Genomic DNA, 20,610 nt, shown 5'->3' with positions numbered 1-20,610 from the left:
AGCGCCGTGGGCTGCGGCCCGCGCTCTCATCCGGCCGGACAGCTGTGACGACGCGCGCGGCATCCCGCTGCGGGCGTCGCTGACCGGCGGACACCGCAGGCGACGTCACCCGGCTTCTGTCCCTGGTCGACGGTCCGCCGCCGGTGCGGGGCAAGCGGGGCCGGCCCGGCGCCATCGGGCCGCTCAGGCCGCCGCGGTCGGGTCCACCGTCGCCTGGTGCGCCTCGGCCAGGTGCTCCGCGGCCCTGGACCAGGACAGGAACGGCGCTGCCCCCTTCCGCCAGCCGCAGGTGTCACACCTGAGCGTGCGCTGCACGCCCGCGCGCCGCACCCTGACGACGTGCCGTCGGCCGTGCTGGTCCCAGCGGCTGATCTCGCTCCTGCTGCCCCGCGGCATGTGCCCTCCCCTGCCGGCGTCCCGCCCCCTGCCGGCCAACAGCATGCCGGAAGGGTGGACTTCACCGCCCGGTGGCCGTCATCACCCGACGCGGCGCGGCAGCCGCAGGCTGAGCAGGCCGGTCAGGACCACCCCGGCCAACTGCACCAGCAGGGTCGTCACGAGGGCGTCCCGCATGCCGTGGCCGGGGACGAGGGACAGGAACAGGGTGCCCAGGGTGGCGACGCCGAGCGCGAGGGCGGACTGCTGGGTGGTGACCATCACACCGCCGCCGACACCGGCCCGGACGGACGGCACCTCGGACAGCACGATCCGCATGACGACGGGCAGTTGCAGCGCCTGACCCGCGCCGGCGACCGCCGCCCCGGGGAGGAGTTCGACGAGGCCCAGGTCCGGCCAGTCCCGCCAGGCGGCCAGCACGATCAGCACCAGGCCGACCCCCTGGACCAGCGAGCCGAAGGTGACGACACGGGTGCCGTGGCGGGCGACCAGACGGGGCCCGGCGAGCGAGACGAAGAGGAACGCCACCGCCATCGGGGCGAGCGCGAGCCCCGCCGGGACCGGGCCGAGGCCCGCGCCGCGCTGCAACGCGACCGCGATGACGAACATGAACCCGCTGAAGCCGATGGAGAACGGCACCATCAGCACCAGCCCGCGGCGCAGCGACCGCAGCGCGAACAGGCTCGGCGGCACCAGCGGCGTGCGGCCCTGCCGGTCCGCCCGCCGTTCCACCGCGTAGAACGCCGAGGCGACACCCGGGAAGGCCGCCAGCGACAGCCACGTCCACAGCGGCCAGCCCGCCGCCCGGCCCTCGGTGAGCGGGACGAGCAGGGTGAGCAGGGACAGCGCGAGCAGGACCGTGCCGGCGCCGTCGACCGGTTCGGGCCGCGCCGAGCGGGTCTCCGGGACGGCGCGGGCGGCCAGCACCAGGCCGACGACCACGACGGGCACGTTCACCAGGAACACCGAGCGCCAGCCGCTGCCGGCGATGTCGGCGGCGACCAGGACGCCGCCGAGGATCTGGCCGGCCACCATGGACAGGCCGGCGGTCGCGCCGTACAGGCTCATGGCACGGGCCCGCCGGGGGCCCTCGGTGGCCGCCTGGATGGTGGCGAGCACCTGCGGCAGCATGGCGGCCGCCGACGCGCCCTGCGCGACCCGCGCCGCGACCAGGCTCCAGGCGTCCGGCGCGAGCCCGCAGGCCAGCGAGGTCAGGCCGAAGGCGGCCATGCCGCCCAGGAAGAGCCGGCGGCGGCCGAAGAGGTCGCCGAGCCGTCCGCCGAGGACGAGCAGGACGGCGTACGCCACCCCGTACCCGGCGACGACCAGTTCCAGGACGGCCTCGCCCGCGTGCAGGTCGGTGCCGATGGTGGGCAGGGCCACGTTCACGATGAAGAAGTCGACGAGGGGCAGGGACGCGCCCAGCAGGACGGTGAGCAGTCCGAGCGGGCCGAGCGCGGGTGGCGCCGCCGGTGCGCGGACGGTGGGCGTGGTGACGGTTTCGGTCATGGTGCGAGCCTGCGCCCGCCCCGAGACGGGTACCAGAGTCTTCTCATCCTGGTACCAGTACTACCTGGCAACAGGATCCGGAACACGGCAGGCTGGTGACATGACGACCACAGCCCAGGAAACCACGACCCGGCCGGACACAGGTCTGGACACAGGTCCGGGCAGCGGTCCGGACAGGGGCGGGGACATCCGCCGCCACGAGCTGGCAGCCTTCCTGCGCAGCCGCCGCGAGCGGATCACCCCCGAGCAGGTGGGGCTGCCCCGCGGGCTCCGCCGCCGCACTCCCGGACTGCGCCGCGAGGAGGTGGCCCAGCTCTCCGCGGTCGGCGTCACCTGGTACACCTGGCTCGAACAGGCGCGGGACATCCAGGTCTCCGTGCAGGTCCTCGACGCCCTGGCCCGCACCCTCATGCTGGACGGCAGCGAACGCGCCCACCTCTTCCAGCTGGCCGGCGCCGCCGACCCCACGCCCGCCTCGCACTGCTCGGGAGTCACCCCCGCCCAACTGGAGCTGCTGCGCCGGCTGGAGCCCGTCCCGGCCTGCATCCAGAACAGCCGGTACGACATCCTCGCCTACAACCGCACCTACGCCCGCCTGATGGGCGACCTGGACGCGGTCCCGCCCGAGGACCGCAACTGCATGCTGCTCGTCTACACCAACGAGGAGTGGCGGGCCGCGATGGTCCACCTGGAGGAGACCAGGCGCCTGATGGCCGCCAAGCTGCGCGCCTCCATGGCCGGCCACCTCGGTGAGCCCGCCTGGAAGATGCTGCTCAAGCGTCTGGAAGCCGCGTCCCCGGAGTTCCGCGAGCACTGGGACCGGTACGAGGTCGTCGCCGCCCGCAGCAAGACCAAGCAGTTCCTGAACCCGTACGTCGGCCTGCTCACCCTGGACCACACGGACCTGTGGCTGAGCCCGGAGCTCGGGGCGCGGATGGTCACCTACGTCCCGACGAACGAGGAGAGCAGGGAGCGCGTGGAGAAGCTGTACGCGTTCGCCCTCGAACAGCGGGCTCAGCGGACGCCGGCCGCCTCCCGGACCTCGTTGGACTGAAGCCGCCGGGCGGTCCGCTCGGCCGTGCCGCGGGCCCAGCGGCCGCTGGTGAGCGCGCCGAGGGCCAGGATCGCGAGCCCGCAGGCCGTGATAATCCACCACCCCGGCCGGGCCGCCGAGACGAACGCCGTCCGGTACGGGGACGAGCCGACCCCGGACGCCAGTACCGCCCCGACCACGGCGACCCCCAGGGTCTGCCCGAGCTGCCTGCTGGTGGAGGCGACGGCCGCGGCGACCCCGGCCTGCGCTCGGGGCATCCCCGACACGGCCGTGTTGGTGATCGGCGCGTTCACGAAGCCGAACCCGATGCCGAACAGCACGTATCCGAGGACCAGTGTGACGTTCGACGTCTCCGCCTCGAACGCGGCGAACAGCACCCCGCTGACGGTGATGGCGAACCCGGCGACCAGCAGCGGCACTCGCGGCCCGCGGTTGCCGATCAGCCGTCCGGACAGCGGCGCGCACAGGAACATCGGGGTGGCCATCGGCAGCATCCACAGGCCGGCGTGCAGGGCGTCGAGGCCGCGCACGTTCTGCAGGTACAGGGTGGACAGGAACAGGAAGCCGCCCAGCGCCGCGAACGCGCTGATGGCGATCACTGTGGCCCCGCTGAACGGCGCCGAGCGGAAGAACCGCGGGTCGATGAGGGGTTCGGTGCGCCGGGGCTCGTACCACAGCAGTCCGAGCAGGGCGACGAGGGCGATCAGCGCGAAGGGCAGCACCGCGGCGGTGTCCGAGTCGGGCGCCTCGATGATGGCGTACGTCAGCGAGCCGAACAGGGCGATCACCAGCAGTTGGCCGACCGGGTCGGGGCGGCGTGCCTTCGGGGCGCGGGACTCGGGGACGAAACGCAGGGTGAGCAGGAGCGCGGCGAGGCCGACCGGGAGGTTGACCCAGAAGATCGAGCGCCAGCCGACCGACTCCACCAGCAGGCCGCCGACCAGCGGGCCGGCGGCCATGGATATGCCGACGACCGCGCCCCAGACGCCGATCGCGCGGGCGCGTTCGCGGGGGTCGGTGAAGGTGTTGGTGATGATCGACATGGCGACCGGGTTGAGCATGGAGCCGCCGACCGCCTGGATCATGCGGAAGGCGACCAGCGCGTCGAGGCTGGGCGCGAGGGAGCACAGCAGCGAGCCGGCCACGAACACGGTCAGGCCGGTGATGAAGACCTTCTTGCGGCCGACCCGGTCGGCGGTGGAGCCCGCGAGCATCAGCAGCGAGGCCAGCACCAGGGTGTAGGCGTCGATCGTCCACTGCAGGCCGGAGGTGGTGGCGTGCAGGTCGCGCTGCATGGAGGGGAGGGCGACGTTCAGGGCGGTGACGTCGAGGCTGACGATCAGCAGGCTCATACAGCAGATCGCGAGCACGAGCAGACGTCGGCGATGGCTGAGCTCGGGCATGCGTTCCATCGTACGCCGGTTTCGATAGTGCGTCTAACTAATTATTACTCCAGGTCCGGTCCCGATGGGTGACAATGGGGCAATGCCCACGCCCACGCCGCCCCTGCCGATCGGCCCGCACACCGTCCAGCCGCCCGTCGTGCTCGCCCCCATGGCGGGCATCACCAACGCGCCCTTCCGCACCCTGTGCAGGGAGTTCAGCGGCGGCAAGGGCCTGTTCGTCAGCGAGATGATCACGACCCGGGCGCTGGTCGAGCGCAACGAGAAGACCATGCAGCTGATCCGCTTCGACGCGACGGAGAGGCCGCGCTCGATCCAGTTGTACGGCGTCGACCCGGCGACCGTCGGCAAGGCCGTCCGCATGATCGCGGAGGAGGACCTCGCCGACCACATCGACCTGAACTTCGGCTGCCCGGTCCCGAAGGTGACCCGGAAGGGCGGCGGCTCCGCCCTCCCCTACAAGCGGAACCTGCTCCGCGCGATCCTGCGCGAGGCGGTGTCGGGCGCCGGTGACCTGCCGGTCACGATGAAGATGCGCAAGGGCATCGACGACGACCACATCACCTACCTCGACGCCGGACGCATCGCCGTCGAGGAGGGCGTCACGGCCATCGCCCTGCACGGCCGCACGGCCGCCCAGCACTACGGCGGCACCGCGGACTGGGACGCCATCGCCCGGCTGAAGGAGCACGTCCCGGAGATCCCCGTGCTCGGCAACGGCGACATCTGGTCCGCCGAGGACGCGCTGCGGATGGTCCGGGAGACCGGCTGCGACGGGGTGGTCGTGGGGCGCGGCTGCCTGGGGCGGCCGTGGCTGTTCGCGGACCTGGTGGCCGCCTTCGAGGGACGTGAGCAGAACGTCGCGCGGCCGGCCCTCCGCGAGGTCGCCGACGTCATGGTCCGCCACGCCACCCTGCTCGGCGAGTGGATCGGCGACGAGTCCAAGGGCGTGGTCGACTTCCGCAAGCACGTCGCCTGGTACCTGAAGGGCTTCGCGGTCGGCTCGGAGATGCGTAAGCGCCTCGCGATCACGTCGTCCCTGGAGGAGCTGCGGGCGGGCCTGGACGAACTGGACCTCGACCAGCCCTGGCCCACCGGCGCCGAGGGCCCCCGCGGCCGCACGTCCGGCAACAACCGGGTGGTCCTCCCGGACGGCTGGCTGAAGGACCCGTACGACTGCGCGGGCGTGAGCGAGGACGCGGAACTGGACACCTCCGGGGGCTGAGGCGGTCTCGGCACGGGCGGCGGGCCGCGCCGACACTGATCCGCGTGGCGGACAGCGCGGTACGGGTCGCGGCCCTCACCGGCGGTACGGCGGTGCTCGCGAGCCGGGTGACCAACCTCGGGAACGTGCGGGCGGCCAGGGTCCAGACGGAGGCGGCAGCGCGCGCCCAACGGGCGTGCGCATACGCGAGTTGCGGTGGGCGGCCTATCTGGAACTGATGGAGCAGGCGCACGTCACGGGACAGCTCTACCGACGGGTCCTCGACGCCCGGTTTCAGCTGACCGAGCGCGAACCTCTCCTGGCACGGATCCATGAACTCCGTATGGAGCTGCGCGAGGCGTACGCCTCCCTGATGCGAAGTGTGCGGGTCATCGCGTTGGAGGGACCGTCCGCCACCTCCGCGGCGGCCGAGGCCGTCCTGGAGGCGGCGCGGGAGACGAACCGGGCGCTGTGGCTCACGTCCCTCGAGGAGAACGACGCGCGCGCACGTTTCGACGAGGCCAACAGCGGCTTCACCCGCTGGCTGGAACGGTTCGTCGAAACGGCGCGCGCGGCGATGGAAGCGCCCTGAACAGGGCGGTGCTCAACGTGTCTTGGGATGCGGGGTCGAGCCGTACGCCGTCAGGAACCTGTCGCGGAAGGAGCTCATCTTCCACACCGGGGCGTCGTGGGCGGGACGCAGGCCGTCCGTCCAGTTCCAGTCGGAGATCTTGTCCAGGAGCTCCGGATCCTTGGCGACGATGGAGACCGGCACGTCACGGCTGGCGTGGTTGCCGCTGACCCGGGCGATGGGCTGGTGGTCGCCCAGGAAGACCAGGACCGTGTTCTTGTTGCCGTAGCGCTCCAGCCACTGGGTGAGGGCGGTCACCGAGTACTGGATGGACTTGCCGTACTCCTCGCGGGACTTCGTGGTGTCGGCGATGACGTCCTCCGGCTTGTTGCCCGCCGCCTCGATGTCCTTGAAGACCGAGCCGTCGCCGAGCTGGTCCCAGCCGACCATCTTCGGAATCGGCGCCCAGGGCTGGTGGCTGGAGGTCAGGATCAGCAGCGACATCCGCGACTTGCCGTCAGCCGGCTGCTTGCTGTGCACCCGCTCCTGGTACTGCTGGAGCGCGTACTGGTCGGGCATCGTCGACCAGCTGAACTTCGGGCCCTTGTAGCCCAGCTGGAAGGCGTTGTAGACCTTGTCGAGGCCGTACCACTGCTGCTCCGGCCAGCCCTTCTGCACGCCCGGCATCACGCCGACCGTGTCGAACGCGCCGGTCTTCTTGAAGGCGTCGGTGAGGCTCATGTGGTCGCTGGCCATGACGGTGCGGTAGCGCTGCTGGTTGCTGATCCACAGGCCCGACATGGTGGTGGAGTGGCCGAGCCAGCTGCTGCCGCCGTAGGTCGCCGAGGTCAGCCAGCCGCTCTTGGCGTGGAAGCCCGCCTTGGCCAGGGCCTTGGTCCGGACGTCCAGCGTCTTGTCCACTCCGGGCGCCATGATCGGGTCCTCGATGGCGCTGCGCCCGTAGCTCTCGATGAACGTGAAGATCATGTCCTTGCCGCGCAGGTCGGGCACCAGCTCGTCGGCCGGCGTGTTGCCGAACGCGTCGACCTTGGCGACCTTCGCGAACTCCGCCTCGTCGTGCAGGGTGTTCACGACCTGGTGCGCCTGGATCTTCACGGCGGACGCGGTGCGGTCGGAGGCGATCGGCACGCCGGAGATCTGGATACCGAGGGAGGAACAGGTGATCCAGGCGACGCCGGCGATGAGCGTGCCCCGGGTGGCCGTGCCGGTGTTCCGGGCGAGCAGGTTGCTCAGGCGGACCGTGGACAGCGCCAGCAGGACGAACAGCAGCAGCACGAGGACGATGACGCCGATCGTCGCGGCCAGCGTGACCGTCCTGCCGAGGGAGTCGTTCAGATACGACTGCGCGTCGCCGAGCAGGCTCCAGTCGAGGATGGGGTTGAAGCTGCGGCCGAGGTACTGGTTGAAGCCCATGTCGAGGAAGTTCAGCAAGGTCATCGCCCCGAGAGCGACCCCGGAGACGGCGGCCAGCACGATCCGGGGCCGGCGCGGCAGCGCCAGCATCACGGCGGCCCCGATGATCGCCTCCGCGGGTATCCGCGCGAACTTCATCGGCTTGAGCCCGACCACGTTGTTCGGCAGCAGCAGCGCGGCCACCACCAGCGCGGCGGCCAGCACGGTGACGGTCACCGACAGCACGGCGGCGGCGCCGGGATGCGCCGCCCGCCACGCCTCCCGCCGCCGACGCAACCGGGCCCGACCGCTCCAGCCGGGCCAGTTGCGCCGGGCCGGCCGCGGAGGCGACGCGATCTCCTGGGCACGGCCGTCCACGGGGGCCGGGCCGGTGCCTTCGGGCGCGGCTACCTGCCCGGACTCCGGCTCGGCGGCTTCGGGGCCGCCTTCACGGGTCTCGGCTGCCGGAGCGTCCGCGGGAGCGGTCCCCGGGTCGGTGACGGCTTCCCGCCGGGGCTCGGACCCGGCACCGTCGGCGCCGCCATCACGGGCGTCGGTTCCGGGAGTGTCCGCGGGTGCGGCGCCCTGGGCGGTGGCCGTGTCTTCAGTTGCCTTCTCGGGCGCGGACTTCGGCCCGTCGGCCGGGGGAGTGGACGGGTGTTCGGCCTCCGGGGCGTCGGCTTCGGTGGTGGCTGCTGGGGTGGGCTCCGGATCGCCGGGTTCGGAAGCGGCTTCGGTTTCCGGGGGCGCCACCTCCGCGGTGGTGCCCTCGTGGCCGGCGGCCGCCTCGCCGTCGGCGGGGCCCGCCTGCGCCGGAACGCGCGGCGCCGACCCGGCCTCGGTCTCGGCCCCGGGTTCCTCGGATTCCGGGCGGACGGCGGAGCCCTCCGTTTCCGGTGACTGGCTGGTGCTCGTGTGCTGAGGCAACCCGGAGGTCCTTCCGTGCGGGGCCCGTGGACGGCGGCGGCGGGCCACGCGGGGAGGCAGGGGCCCGCCGCCATTCCGTACGGTTCGTCCCCGGTGCCTGTTCAGGGCCCTTTGCAAACACCCGGCAAACGGCTCGTCAACACTCAGCAGGACAAGCCCTAGGCGCCCCCGACCGCCGTGAGCAGCGCCAACGGGGCCGCCGCGGAGCGGGACTCGCGGATGCAGGCGTGCGGGTAGGGTACCGGCTCGGCGTGGGTGCCTCGGCTGTACCCGGCGAGCACCTCCGGCAGCCGGTGGCCGGTCGCCGTCGCCGCGTCGACCAGGGCGTGGGCGACCGTGCGGGCCTCGTCGTGCAGACCGTAGCGGGCCAGACCGAGCGCGAGCAGCGCGTTGTCGTGCGGCCAGACCGAACCGCGGTGGTACGACAGCGGGTGGTACGCCGGCTGCCCGGCCGCCAGTGTGCGCACGCCCCAGCCCGAGAAGAAGTCCGGCTCCAGGAGCCTGCGGCCGACCGCCTCCCCGTACTCCTTGTCCAGCAGCCCCGACCACAGCAGATGCCCCGCGTCCGAGGCCAGCGCGTCGACCTGGTGGCCCTCCCCGTCCAGCGCGAGCGCCGGGAAGCAGTGCTCCGCCATCCAGAAGTCCCGCTGGAAGCGGTCGCGCAGGTCGGCGGCGGTCTGTTCCAGCAGGGCGGCGTAGGTCTTGTCGTCCCACACCGTGCGCGCCAGCCACGCGGTGCGGCGCAGCGCGTCGTAGGCGTACCCCTGGGCCCCCGCCGCCGTCACCGGCCCGTGCGGACGGGTGCCGTCGGCCGAGCAGATGGCACCGGGGGAGTCCTTCCAGTTCTGATTGGCGAGACCGCCCCGGTCGGCGCGGTAGACGAGATAGCCGCGTGAGGTCAGCCCGCCGTGGTCGAGCATCCAGCCGACCGCCGCGCGCGCGTGGGGCTCCAGCCGCCGGGCGAGGGCCGTGTCCCCGGTCTGTTCGACGTACGCGCCGAGCAGCACGAGGAACAGTGGAGTGGCGTCGACCGAGCCGTAGTACCGCCCGTACGGCACCTGCCCGAAGTACGCCAGCTCCCCGTGCCGCACCTCGTGCACGATCTTGCCGGGCTGGGCGACCGAGTCCACGGCGGTCCCCGTCGCCTGGGCGGCGGCGAGCGCGGCCAGCGTGTCGGCGGCCGGCCGGGGCCGGTAGGGGAGGGTGAACAGCGAGGTCAGCAGGGCGTCGCGGCCCAGCAGCGTGAGGAACCAGGGCGCGCCCGCCGCCGGTACGCGCAGCTCCTCCCCGTCCGGTCCGGTCGCCGGGACCTGGAGCGAGGCCAGGTCGGTCAGACCCCGCGCGCAGGCCGCCGCCAGCTCCGGCCAGCCGGTCGGGAAGGCCACCCCCTCGAGGAACTCGCCCTCCAGCGCGAGGAGCCGTTCGTTCAGGGCGGCGGGGGAGCGCGGCACCCTGAGGGCCCGCTTGTCGCCGTGCGGCCGGGCGATCACGCGCAGCACCAACTCGACCGTGCCGTGCGGCTCCAGAGCGAGGCTCCAGACAAGTCGGCGGGCCCCCGTGCCGGTCTCCTCCACGCCGTCCGGCGCGGGATCGGCCGTGATGGTCGTACGAGACCGCCACTCACCGCGCCGGTAGCCGAACTCCAGCCCGTCGTCCAGGACCTCGCGGGAACGCACGGCGCCGGTCTTGGCGTAGGTGCGGTGGTCGGAGCGCAGCTCGAACTGGTCGGTGAAGTCGGCGTCGGCGGTGATCGCCAGGCGGACCGTGGTGGGCACCGGGCGGTTGCTGGTCACCCGCAGCAGCTCCACGAACGAGCCGTCCCCGACCGCCTGTTCACGGAAGATAGTGTGCGCGGGCGGCTCCTGCCGGCCGCCGCGCGGGACCAGGACGCAGCGCGCGCCGTCCCCGTCCGCGACCGGCGTGAGCACCTCGGGCACCGCGCCGTCGACGGTGAGCTGCCAGCGGCTGAGGTGCCGGGCGTCGCGGACGAACAACCCGTCCGGTAAGCCGCCGCCCCGGACGCCGCTGATGTCGCCCCGGTCACCCACGGCGGCGAACGTCGCGCCGTGCACGAGCAGATGATGCCGGTCGGTCATCTCCGGTCCCCTCCCTTGTCACCCCTGATCGAAGCCGTCCGTGCCGAAGCCGTCCCGGCCGGAGGCGTTCCTGCCGCAGCCGTCCCGGCCGAGGCGGTCCGTGCCGAAGTCGTCCCTGCCGAAGCCGTTCCCGGCCAAGCCACTCCCGGCGAACGCGGTGACCCTGTCGGGGGACACGACGTGCCCGGGGGAGTCGTGCAGCAGATCGAGCGTGAGCGCGGCGGTCCAGCTGAAGCCGAGCGCGCCGCAGGCCTCGCCGGTGTACGGGTCGACGTACTCGGCGAAACCGGTCGCCCCGGCCGTCCGGACGAGCGCCTCCCGCAGGGCGTCGGCCCGCTCCCGCTCGCCGTGCGCCCGCAGGCCCCGCTCGACCAGCCAGCCGGTGTTGAACCAGGCCGGGCCCCGCCAGTAGCGGTGCGGGTCGAAGGCCTCGCCGAGCAGGTCGTAGCTGGGCACCAGCCGGGTGGCGCCGCCCAGGCCGAAGTGCGGTCCGGTGAGCGTGCCGACCAGCGCGGCGGCGACCTCGCCGGGCAGGCCGGGCAGCAGGAGCGGGACCAGCCCGGAGACACCGCGCTCGGGGATCAGACCACCGCCCCGCAGGTCCCGGCAGAAGAACATCCCCCGCGCCGGATCCCACAGCCGCTCCACCAGCGCCGCCGTGAGGCGCTCCGCGCGCGCGTGCCGGGCCGTGGCGGCCGCGCCCAGCTCCCCGGCGATCCGGGCCAGCGCGTGCTCGGAGGCGATGAGCAGGGCGTTGAAGGCGGGGTCCTCGACGGCGAACCCCCCTGCGCCGTCCCCTTCGTTCCCGCCCCACCCGTCCTCTTCGTTCCCGCCCCACCCGTCCTCTTCGTTCCCGCCCCACCCGTCCCTGTACCCCCGGTCCCGGTAGTCCGCCGCCAGCCGCACGTACCGCCCGTAGTCCAGGTCCGTCGGTCGGTCCTCGGGCGAGCCGTGGGCGAGGTCGGCGCGGTGGAAGGAGCGGCTCGGGGCGGGCGTGACCCGGGAGAGCGGCGCGTCCCAGCACGGGCTGTTGTCCATGCCCTGCTCCCAGGGGTGGACCACGGACGCCAGCCCGCCGCCGCCCAGATCCCGCCGGTGCAGCAGATAGCGGTGCCAGGCGGCCAGCCGCGGGTACACCCGGGCGAGGAAGCCGCGCGCGCGGGAGAGCCCCGGGTCGGCGCGGTGCACCAACCAGGCCGCCAGCGCGTGCACCGGTGGCTGCACGATCCCGGAGGTCTGTACGGTGCGCGGGGCGCCCGCAGCGCGCCCCGCGGTCGAGGAGCGCCAGAAGTCGGGGCTCGGGAAGTACGCGTCGAGCGGTACGGAGGGGTTGAAGACGATGTGCGGGACGCGCCCGTCGCCCCACTGTGCGGCCAGTAGCGTCTCCAGCTCGGCTTGCGCCCGTAACGGCGAGATGTGGCGCAGGCCGATCGCGATGAAGGCGGAGTCCCAGGACCACTGGTGCGGATACAGGCTGCGCGAGGGCACCGTCGACCTGCCCGTCCAGTTGCGCTCCAGCACGCGCGCGGCGCCGACGGCGGGATCCGGCGGCGGCCCGTCCGATCCCACCGTCGGCGGGAGACCGTATGCGATCGCACCCTCGGTGCGGCCGGTGGCGAGCTGGGCAGTGCGATCCACTCGGGGCTCCCCGAAAGACGTCCGGCCGACCAGTTCGACCGTGGCTACCGTAGAGTTACGTCTATTTAACACGCAAAACCCACTATGTAATGCAGGCTTGAGAAGCACAAGGGGGTGCGCATGAGCGGTCGAAGTCAGGCGAGCGCCGGCGATCTGCTCGCACTGGTGCGTACCGGGCGTGCCACCACGCGCGGTGCCCTCCAGCAGGTCACCGGTCTGTCCCGGGCGACCGTCGGCCAGCGCCTGGACCGCCTGTTCCGGGCCGGCTGGCTGCGGGAGGGCGCCGGGGGCCCGGTCGACTCACCGCTGGGCGGCCGCCCCTCGATCACCTTGGAGTTCGACGACGCGCACGCCGTCGTCCTCGCCGCCGACCTCGACACCCGGCACGCGCGCGCGGCCGTCCTCACGCTGACCGGCGAGATACTCGCCGAGCACTCCGGCGCGCTGGCCGTCGAGGACGGCCCGGACACCGTGCTCGGCGAGCTGGGCCGGTGGTTCGCCGAGCTGCTGGAGAAGGCAGGGCACCGGGCGGAGGAGGCCTGCGGCATCGGACTCGCGGTCCCCGGGCCGGTCGACAGCGAGACCGGCCGGGTCGTCCAGCCGCCGATCATGCCCGGCTGGGACGGCTACGACATAAGAGGCCGCCTGGCCCGCGCCCTCACCGAGCACACGGGCGCCCCGCCCGTCCCCGTGCTGGTCGACAACGACGCCAACCTCATGGCGTACGGGGAACAGCGCGCCGGGTACCCGGACTGCTCGGCGTTCGCACTGGTCAAGGTGTCGACGGGCATCGGCGCGGGCGTCGTGGTCGGCGGCTCCATCTACCGGGGCGTCGACGGCGGGGCCGGGGACATCGGGCACATCAGGGTGCCGGAGGGCGCAGGGGCGCTGTGCCGGTGCGGCGCGTACGGCTGTCTGGCCGCCGTCGCCAGCGGTGGCGCGGTGGCCCGGCGGCTCGCCGAGGCGGGCGTGCCGGCCGCCAGCGGCTCGGACGTACGGGACCTGCTGGCGGCCGGGCACCCGGAGGCGGCGGCGCTCGCCCGGGAGGCCGGGCGCCGGGTCGGGGACGTCCTGGCGACCGTGGTGACCCTGCTCAACCCGGGTGTGCTGATGATCGCCGGGGACCTCGCGGGCACGCCCTTCCTCACCGGCGTGCGGGAGCTGCTCTACCAGCGGGCGCTGCCGCGCTCCACCGCCCACTTGGACGTCGTCACCTCACGGCTCGGGGAGCGGGCCGGGCTGGTGGGGGCAGGAGCGTTGGTCGTGGAGCACCTGTACGCGCCGGAGCGGGTGGAGGAGCGGCTGCTGGCGCTGGGCGTGTGACGCCCGCTCTCTCGCCCGCGTCCCTCTCTCGCCCGCGTCCCTCTCTCGCCCGCGCCCCTCCCTGCCCGCGCCCCTCGTTCGTGCCCGCCCGCCGGTCGGCTCTTTGTCCGCGTTTGTCGTTCGGACACTCGTCCGCATGGTGAAATCCGCTCCGCTGTGGCAGCGTGATTCTCGCCACCCTTGATAGGGGTGGTGCTCAGATGAGCGGATCTTGCACGGCTGCACTTCCTCAAGGGGTGGCACTCGGTGCCATCTCTTGATCGTTCATCGATCGAAATCAGACGTGGCGCGACCTGCTCATCTGAGCGGCAAACCGCACCTCTGGCCACTTGCGTGTTCAAGAAGTGAAAACACGGGCCCGTCACCACTTGCCAAGCTTTGACTTTCGATCCGCTGGCGGACGACTGGTTACGGGCGCATGACACGCAAGTGGACGTACCCAGGCACCTTCGATCTGGGTATGTTCCTCGCCGTCAGGGCAGCCACCGCGGCCTCAAGGAGTCGAGACCCGTGTCGGAAAACAAAGAACCCCGCGTAGCGAAGTTCGTCTACGACTTCACCGAGGGCAACAAGGACCTCAAGGACCTGCTCGGTGGCAAGGGCGCGAACCTCGCCGAGATGACCAACCTGGGTCTTCCCGTCCCGCCCGGCTTCACCATCACCACCGAGGCCTGCAAGGTCTACCTCGACAGCGGCGAGGAGCCGGCGGACCTGCGTGACGAGGTGAGTGCGCACCTCGACGCCCTCGAGCAGAAGATGGGCAAGAAGCTCGGCCAGGCCGACGACCCCCTCCTAGTCTCCGTCCGCTCCGGCGCCAAGTTCTCCATGCCCGGCATGATGGACACCGTCCTGAACATCGGCCTGTCCGACAAGTCGGTGCAGGGCCTGGCCAAGCAGGCCGGCGACGAGCGCTTCGCCTGGGACTCCTACCGCCGCCTCATCCAGATGTTCGGCAAGACCGTCCTCGGAGTCGACGGCGACCTCTTCGAGGAGGCCCTCGACAAGGCCAAGGCCGCCAAGAAGGTCACGGTCGACACCGAACTGGAGGCCGCGGACCTGAAGAAGCTGGTCACCACCTTCAAGAAGATCGTCAAGAAGGAGGCCGACCGGGACTTCCCGCAGGACCCGCGCGAGCAGATGGACCTCGCCATCAAGGCGGTCTTCGACTCCTGGAACGGCGACCGCGCCAAGCTCTACCGCCGCCAGGAGCGCATCCCGCACGACCTCGGCACGGCCGTCAACGTCTGCTCCATGGTCTTCGGCAACCTGGGCCCCGACTCCGGCACCGGCGTCGCCTTCACCCGCGACCCGGCCTCCGGCCACCAGGGCGTCTACGGCGACTACCTGCAGAACGCGCAGGGCGAGGACGTGGTCGCGGGCATCCGCAACACGGTCCCGCTGGCCGAGCTGGAGCAGATCGACAAGAAGTCGTACGACCAGCTCATGCAGATCATGGAGACCCTGGAGAACCACTACAAGGATCTCTGCGACATCGAGTTCACCATCGAGCGCGGCCAGCTGTGGATGCTGCAGACCCGCGTCGGCAAGCGCACCGCCGGTGCCGCCTTCCGCATCGCCACCCAGTTGGTGGACCAGGGCCTGATCGACGAGACCGAGGCGCTGCAGCGGGTCAACGGCGCCCAGCTCGCCCAGCTGATGTTCCCCCGCTTCGACGAGCACGCCAAGGCCGAGCAGGTCGGCCGGGGCATCGCCGCCTCGCCGGGCGCGGCGGTCGGCAAGGCGGTCTTCGACTCCTACACCGCCGTCAAGTGGTCCCGCTCCGGGGAGAAGGTCATCCTGGTCCGCCGCGAGACCAACCCCGACGACCTCGACGGCATGATCGCGGCCGAGGGCATCCTCACCTCCCGCGGCGGCAAGACCTCCCACGCGGCCGTCGTCGCGCGCGGCATGGGCAAGACCTGTGTCTGCGGCGCAGAGGACCTGGAGGTCGACACCAAGCGGCGCCGGATGACGGTACCGGGCGGGCACGTCGTCGAGGAGGGCGACGTGATCTCCATCGACGGCTCCAGCGGCAAGGTCTACCTGGGCGAGGTCCCGGTGGTGCCCTCCCCGGTCGTGGAGTACTTCGAGGGCCGGATGCACGCGGGCGCCCACGACGCCGACGAACTCGTCGAGGCCGTGCACCGGATCATGGCCTTCGCCGACCGCAAGCGCCGGCTGCGGGTGCGCGCCAACGCGGACAACGCCGAGGACGCGCTGCGCGCCCGTCGCTTCGGAGCGCAGGGCATCGGCCTGTGCCGTACGGAGCACATGTTCCTCGGTGACCGCCGGGAGCTGGTCGAGCGCCTCATCCTGGCCGACACGCAGGAAGAGCGCGAGGAGAGCCTGAAGGCGCTGCTCCCGATGCAGAAGCAGGACTTCGTGGAGCTGTTCTCGGCGATGGACGGCCTGCCGGTGACGATCCGCCTCCTGGACCCGCCGCTGCACGAGTTCCTCCCCGACATCACGGAGCTCTCGGTCCGCGTGGCCCTCGCCGAGTCCCGGCAGGAGCCGCACGAGAACGAGCTGCGCCTGCTCCAGGCTGTCCACCGGCTGCACGAGCAGAACCCGATGCTGGGTCTGCGCGGTGTCCGGCTCGGCCTGGTCATCCCGGGCCTGTTCACGATGCAGGTCCGGGCGATCGCCGAGGCCGCGGCCGAGCGCATGAACGCCAAGGGCGACCCACGCGCAGAGATCATGATTCCGCTCGTCGGCACCGTCCAAGAGCTGGAGATCGTCCGGGAGGAGGCCGACCGGGTCGTCGCCGAGGTCGAGGCCGCCACGGGCACCCGGCTGAAGCTGGCGATCGGCACGATGATCGAGCTGCCGCGGGCCGCGCTGACCGCCGGCCAGATCGCCGAGGCGGCGGAGTTCTTCTCCTTCGGCACGAACGACCTCACCCAGACGGTGTGGGGCTTCAGCCGGGACGACGTCGAGGCCTCGTTCTTCACGGCTTACCTGGAGAAGGGCATCTTCGGGGTGTCGCCGTTCGAGACGATCGACAAGGACGGCGTCGGCTCCCTGGTCAAGGCCGCGGCGAAGGCCGGCCGCGAGACCCGACCCGACCTGAAGCTCGGCGTCTGCGGTGAGCACGGCGGCGACCCCGAGTCCGTCCACTTCTTCCACGAGGCCGGGCTCGACTACGTCTCCTGCTCTCCGTTCCGCATCCCGGTCGCCCGCCTCGAGGCGGGCCGCGCGGCCACCCAGTCGGCGGGCAGCGACCACCGCTGACCCCCGCGAAGACCCCGGAGCCGCCGCTTGTCACCCGACCCTCACCGATCGGCGGCGGCTCCGGAGCACGAAAAACCGAAGGGACGGCACCCTGTGCGGGGGTGCCGTCCCTTCGGTCCGCCCAGAAGGCGTCAGAACGTGCCGGCGGTGTTGACCGGCCCCACCTGGAAGACGCCGGAACAGGTCTTCCAGCCGGCCGGAACGAGGACCGCCTTGGTCGAGGCCGGCGGATAGACCCTGAGATAACTGCCGGTACGCAGGCACGGCCCGCCGACGGGACCGTTGGTGGTGCGGACGACCGCCGACGCGGAGTGGGCGGGGGCGAGGGTGACCGTGGAGTACGACGAGCCGCTGTGGGTGGCGGCCGGCCCGATCTGCCGGTGCGCGGAGTCGAGGACACTGACGCCCGGGTAGCCGCGGAGGGCGCAACTGGTGGTGCTGGTGTTGGTGAACCGAACCGGCCAGTAGAGCGAGCCCGCCGCGCCCTCCTTGCGGCCCATCGAGAGGTACAGGTCGCTCACGGTGCAGGTACGCGTGCTGCTCGACGCCTGCTGCGCCTGAGCCGCCGTCGTCACGCCCCATGTGACCCCCGCGGCCGCGAGGACAGTGGTCAGAGAGACGGCGATGCCGCGCCGGGAGAGGTGGGAAGAGTGCAGAGCCATGGCGCATCCGCCTCCATCTGGGCGAATGGGTGGATTGGGTCGGTATGTTGGACGCGGCTGCGGCGGAAATGGTTGTACCTCGCCGCGGAGCACCGCACCCCGCTCCCTGATGCCCGGGGTCACCACCCCTCCACCCCGTCGGCCAGACGCCGGTGCCACCAGGGTGTTTCCCGTTCCGCCAGCGGATCGGGGAGGGTGAGCAGCAGGTAGCGGCGGTCCAGTGGGGTCACCGTGCGCCGTAGTTCGGCCCGGGCTCGGGGAGGGAGTCGGGGCAGGATGTCCGCCAGGGCGTCGCGGGCCTCTCGTACGTCGTCCAGGGCACAGCCGGGGCAGGCGGGGCAGAAGGAATTGCGGGGGTAGCGGGGCCGGGGGCCCGGTGAGTGGAGGAACGCCCGGTAGTTCCGCAGGGCGGTGTCGGTCGAGCCGCGCCCGTACCAGTAGTCCGGGGAGTGGCGCTCAGCGTGGTGGACGGCGAGGCTGGTGCGGGCCGACAGGCCGTGGATGCGGGGCGGTGGGGGCTCGTCCCGGTAGCGGGGGCGCTGGGACCGGAGGGCGGCGCGCAGGGCGCCGGGGCGGTTACGCGGCACCGGCCTTTCGGAGTGTGGTCATGGACCGCATGATCCCCGAGGGGACATGCTTGGGGCCAGAGGTTTCCGGCACTCCGCACCACGTAAGGACCCGATCATGCCCGCCTGGACTGCCGACCGTATCCCCGACCAGACCGGCCGCACCGCCGTCGTCACCGGCGCCAACAGCGGCATCGGGTACGTCACCGCGCGGGAGCTTGCGCGCCGGGGCGCGCGGGTGGTGCTCGCCTGCCGGAGCGAGGCGCGGGGGAACGCGGCGGCCGACCGGATCGTGGCCGAGGTGCCGCAGGCGCACGCCGAGTTCGTGCGGCTCGACCTCGGCGACCTGGCGTCCGTGCGGGAGTTCGCTGACCGGCTGCCGTACGAGCGGATCGACCTGCTCGTCAACAACGCCGGCGTGATGGCGCTCCCGTACGGGACGACGGCCGACGGCTTCGAGACCCAGTTCGGCGTCAACCATCTGGGCCACTTCGCCCTCACCGGCCTGCTGCTGCCCACCCTGCTCGCCACGCCCGGCGCCCGGATCGTGACCGTGTCCAGCGGAATGCACGCACTGGCCAACATCGACCCCTCGGACCTGAACGGTGAGCGCCGGTACCGGCGTTGGATCGCCTACGCCCGGTCCAAGACCGCCAACCTGCTCTTCACCCACGAGCTGGCCCGCCGGCTTTCGGTCCGCCGGGCGCATGTGGTGGCCGTCGCGGCCCATCCCGGCTACGCCGCCACCAACCTCCAGACCGCCGGTGTCCGGGCCGAGGGCCGCCGGGCCGCCGAGCGGCTCGTGGAGCTCGGCAACCGGGTCGTCGCCCAGTCGGCCGAGGCGGGGGCCCTGCCGACGCTGTACGCGGCGACCGCCCCCGACGTACCGCCCGACGCCTTCCTCGGCCCGTCCTTCGCGATGTGGCGGGGCGCACCGGCACTGTCATGGCGAGCGCCGTGGACGCTCAACGACGCGATGGGGGAGCGGCTCTGGACGGAGTCCGAGCGGCTGACGGGTGTCACGTACGACGCGCTGAAGTAGCGACACTCCTTTTCCTGACCGATCGGTCCAGTACCGGCGTCTCAGTCGAGCAGGGTCAGCGCCTGCTCAGCCGCGTCCCGGACCCGGGCCGGGTCCGCCGACGCCTTGCCGACCACCCGCAGGCCCTGCATCAGCACCAGCAGCATCCGGGAGAGGGCGAGCGGATCGCGGTCGGCGGCCAGTTCGCCCTGCGCCTGGGCGCGCACCAGCGCCGAGCGCAACAGGGTCTCCAGCTGGTCCCAGCCGTGCTCCACCCGGCGGGCCGCCGCCGGGTCGTGCGGGGCCAGTTCGGCCGCCGTGTTGGTGACGAAGCAGCCGCGCAGCCGTCGCTCCTCGGCAGCCGCCTCCGCCGCGAAACGCCGTACGACGGTCCGCACGGCGGGCAGCGCCGGGCCCGGCTGCGACAGCTCCCGCAGCAGTGGTCCGTCACAGCCCTGCTGATAGCGCTCCAGCGCCTTCAGATACAGCTCGTGCTTGTTGCCGAAGGTCGCGTAGATACTGGCCCGTCCGATGCCCAGGTGCTCCACCAGGTCGGACATCGACGTCGCCTCGTACCCCCGCTGCCAGAACAGCTCCAGGGCCGACTGCAGCGCGGTGTCCGGATCGAACTCCTTGGTCCTCGCCATGCAGCGCACCCTAGGGTTTCCAGAACGACCGGTCAATCAGCGTCGGCCCGCCCGATGCGGCCCGCCCGCTGGAACACCCCCGGCGTCACCCCGTAGCTGCGCACGAACCAGCGGTGCAGATGACTCTGGTCCGCGAAGCCCGCCTCCGCCGCGGCCAGGGCGGCCGGACGGCCGGACGCGAGCAGCTGCCGGGCCCGGCTGAGTCGCAGGTGCCGCTGGTAGTCGCTGGGTGCCATGCCGTACTCCTCGCGGAACGCCCGGTACAGCGCGAAACGGCTCACACCGGCCGCGTCCGCCAGGTCCCGCGCGGTCACCTGCTCGGCGAAGCGCTCCCGCAGCACGTCCCGGGCCCGGAGCACGGCCCGGTTCTGTCCGCCCCCGCCGGGCAGCGTACGGACGCGGGGCGGGCGGGTCGCGCCCCGGGCCGCCATCGCCGTGACCGCCGCGATCAGGCGCTCCTCGCGCACCAGCTCCTCCGCGCCGCAGGTGAGGGCGGCGTGCAGCCGGGTCAGGGCGCGGCTGAGCACCTGGTCGTGGAAGGCCGGCTCGGCGAAGAGGGGCAGCGGCGCGGGCCGCCCGCCGCCGGCCGCCGCGTCGGCGAGGACCGCGCGGACCAGGCCGGGGCCGATGTGCACGATCCGGTACTGGTAGCCGAGGTCGGAGGAGGACCGCCCGTCGTGCGGCTCGTCCGGGTTGAACGCCATCACCATGCCGGCGCCGCTGACGTGTGAGGCCCCCCGGCAGTGGAAGCGCTGGGCGCCCTCCTCGGTGAAGCCGAAGGAGTACGTGTCATGGCGGTGCGGGGCGTAGACGTGCTCGTAGAAGTGGGCGTGCATCGCCTCCAGCGGACGCTCGGGATCACGCCAGTACCGGGTCCATGCCTCGCCGTGCATGCGCCCATTGTGCGACGCCGTGTCCGGGGCCCGCACGAGCGTTCAAGACCGGCGTC

At 72.4% G+C, this 20,610-nt stretch carries 16 protein-coding genes; 6 read left to right on the top strand and 10 right to left on the bottom strand.

The features are described from left to right. Positions 1 to 183 precede the first annotated feature (183 nt). Entirely contained in the window at positions 184 to 396 is a 213-nt protein-coding gene (locus tag ACFYZQ_RS03930; protein ID WP_389141272.1) for a hypothetical protein, read from the bottom strand. Positions 397 to 477: 81 nt separating this feature from the next. Then, the gene (locus ACFYZQ_RS03925; protein WP_389141270.1) at positions 478 to 1,905 is read right to left on the bottom strand and encodes an MFS transporter; all 1,428 of its coding nucleotides are present in this window, start codon (positions 1,903 to 1,905) and stop codon (positions 478 to 480) included. Between the two features lie 100 nt (positions 1,906 to 2,005). Here ACFYZQ_RS03925 and ACFYZQ_RS03920 point away from each other — a divergent pair, with 100 nt between their 5' ends. Beyond that, positions 2,006 to 2,959 (top strand): helix-turn-helix transcriptional regulator, encoded by a 954-nt coding sequence (locus ACFYZQ_RS03920; RefSeq protein WP_389141268.1) that lies wholly within the window; start codon positions 2,006 to 2,008, stop codon positions 2,957 to 2,959. Here the strand turns inward: ACFYZQ_RS03920 and ACFYZQ_RS03915 are convergent. After that, positions 2,920 to 4,362: an MFS transporter gene (locus ACFYZQ_RS03915; RefSeq protein ID WP_389141266.1), complete on the bottom strand. Its 1,443-nt coding sequence runs from the start codon at positions 4,360 to 4,362 to the stop codon at positions 2,920 to 2,922. The genes ACFYZQ_RS03920 and ACFYZQ_RS03915 overlap by 40 nt on opposite strands. An 82-nt stretch (positions 4,363 to 4,444) precedes the next feature. On the opposite strand from ACFYZQ_RS03915, the gene dusB reads away from it, so the two are divergent. Beyond that, positions 4,445 to 5,587: a tRNA dihydrouridine synthase DusB gene (gene dusB, locus ACFYZQ_RS03910; protein ID WP_389141264.1), complete on the top strand. Its 1,143-nt coding sequence runs from the start codon at positions 4,445 to 4,447 to the stop codon at positions 5,585 to 5,587. Positions 5,588 to 5,762: 175 nt separating this feature from the next. Further along, positions 5,763 to 6,158 (top strand): hypothetical protein, encoded by a 396-nt coding sequence (locus ACFYZQ_RS03905; protein WP_389141262.1) that lies wholly within the window; start codon positions 5,763 to 5,765, stop codon positions 6,156 to 6,158. Between the two features lie 12 nt (positions 6,159 to 6,170). On the opposite strand, the gene ACFYZQ_RS03900 is transcribed toward ACFYZQ_RS03905, so the two are convergent. From ACFYZQ_RS03900 to ACFYZQ_RS03890, 3 genes are all read right to left on the bottom strand, one after another. Further along, a complete protein-coding gene (locus tag ACFYZQ_RS03900; RefSeq protein WP_389141893.1) occupies positions 6,171 to 7,787 on the bottom strand; it encodes a sulfatase-like hydrolase/transferase in 1,617 nt (538 codons plus the stop codon). Positions 7,788 to 8,635: 848 nt separating this feature from the next. After that, complete coding sequence (locus ACFYZQ_RS03895) at positions 8,636 to 10,573, bottom strand: glycogen debranching N-terminal domain-containing protein (protein ID WP_389141260.1); 1,938 nt, start codon at positions 10,571 to 10,573, stop codon at positions 8,636 to 8,638. An 18-nt stretch (positions 10,574 to 10,591) separates the two neighbouring features. Further along, the gene (locus ACFYZQ_RS03890; protein WP_389141259.1) at positions 10,592 to 12,211 is read right to left on the bottom strand and encodes a hypothetical protein; all 1,620 of its coding nucleotides are present in this window, start codon (positions 12,209 to 12,211) and stop codon (positions 10,592 to 10,594) included. Positions 12,212 to 12,331: 120 nt separating this feature from the next. Here ACFYZQ_RS03890 and ACFYZQ_RS03885 point away from each other — a divergent pair, with 120 nt between their 5' ends. Continuing rightward, entirely contained in the window at positions 12,332 to 13,534 is a 1,203-nt protein-coding gene (locus ACFYZQ_RS03885; RefSeq protein ID WP_389141257.1) for an ROK family protein, read from the top strand. A gap of 510 nt (positions 13,535 to 14,044) precedes the next feature. Then, positions 14,045 to 16,765, top strand: a complete 2,721-nt coding sequence (ppdK, locus tag ACFYZQ_RS03880; protein ID WP_389141255.1) for a pyruvate, phosphate dikinase — start codon at positions 14,045 to 14,047, stop codon at positions 16,763 to 16,765. Positions 16,766 to 16,896: 131 nt separating this feature from the next. On the opposite strand, the gene ACFYZQ_RS03875 is transcribed toward ppdK, so the two are convergent. After that, on the bottom strand, positions 16,897 to 17,427 hold the full coding sequence (locus tag ACFYZQ_RS03875) for a DUF4232 domain-containing protein (RefSeq protein WP_389141253.1): 531 nt from the start codon (positions 17,425 to 17,427) through the stop codon (positions 16,897 to 16,899). 119 nt (positions 17,428 to 17,546) lie between these two features. Next, positions 17,547 to 18,014 (bottom strand): hypothetical protein, encoded by a 468-nt coding sequence (locus ACFYZQ_RS03870; RefSeq protein WP_389141251.1) that lies wholly within the window; start codon positions 18,012 to 18,014, stop codon positions 17,547 to 17,549. A gap of 97 nt (positions 18,015 to 18,111) precedes the next feature. Here ACFYZQ_RS03870 and ACFYZQ_RS03865 point away from each other — a divergent pair, with 97 nt between their 5' ends. Further along, a complete protein-coding gene (locus ACFYZQ_RS03865; protein ID WP_389141249.1) occupies positions 18,112 to 19,035 on the top strand; it encodes an oxidoreductase in 924 nt (307 codons plus the stop codon). 41 nt (positions 19,036 to 19,076) lie between these two features. Here ACFYZQ_RS03865 and ACFYZQ_RS03860 read toward each other — a convergent pair whose 3' ends face one another. Together ACFYZQ_RS03860 and ACFYZQ_RS03855 are read right to left on the bottom strand one after the other, a co-directional pair. Further along, positions 19,077 to 19,661: a TetR/AcrR family transcriptional regulator gene (locus ACFYZQ_RS03860; protein ID WP_389141248.1), complete on the bottom strand. Its 585-nt coding sequence runs from the start codon at positions 19,659 to 19,661 to the stop codon at positions 19,077 to 19,079. 32 nt (positions 19,662 to 19,693) lie between these two features. Next, entirely contained in the window at positions 19,694 to 20,554 is an 861-nt protein-coding gene (locus ACFYZQ_RS03855) for an AraC family transcriptional regulator (protein ID WP_389141246.1), read from the bottom strand. Between the last annotated feature and the right edge of the window lie 56 nt (positions 20,555 to 20,610).

Source organism: Streptomyces sp. NPDC001843, from assembly GCF_042891955.1.
Lineage (GTDB): Bacteria > Actinomycetota > Actinomycetes > Streptomycetales > Streptomycetaceae > Streptomyces.
Note: the sequence above shows the minus strand (reverse complement) of the source record. Positions and strands in the feature narration are given on the sequence as shown.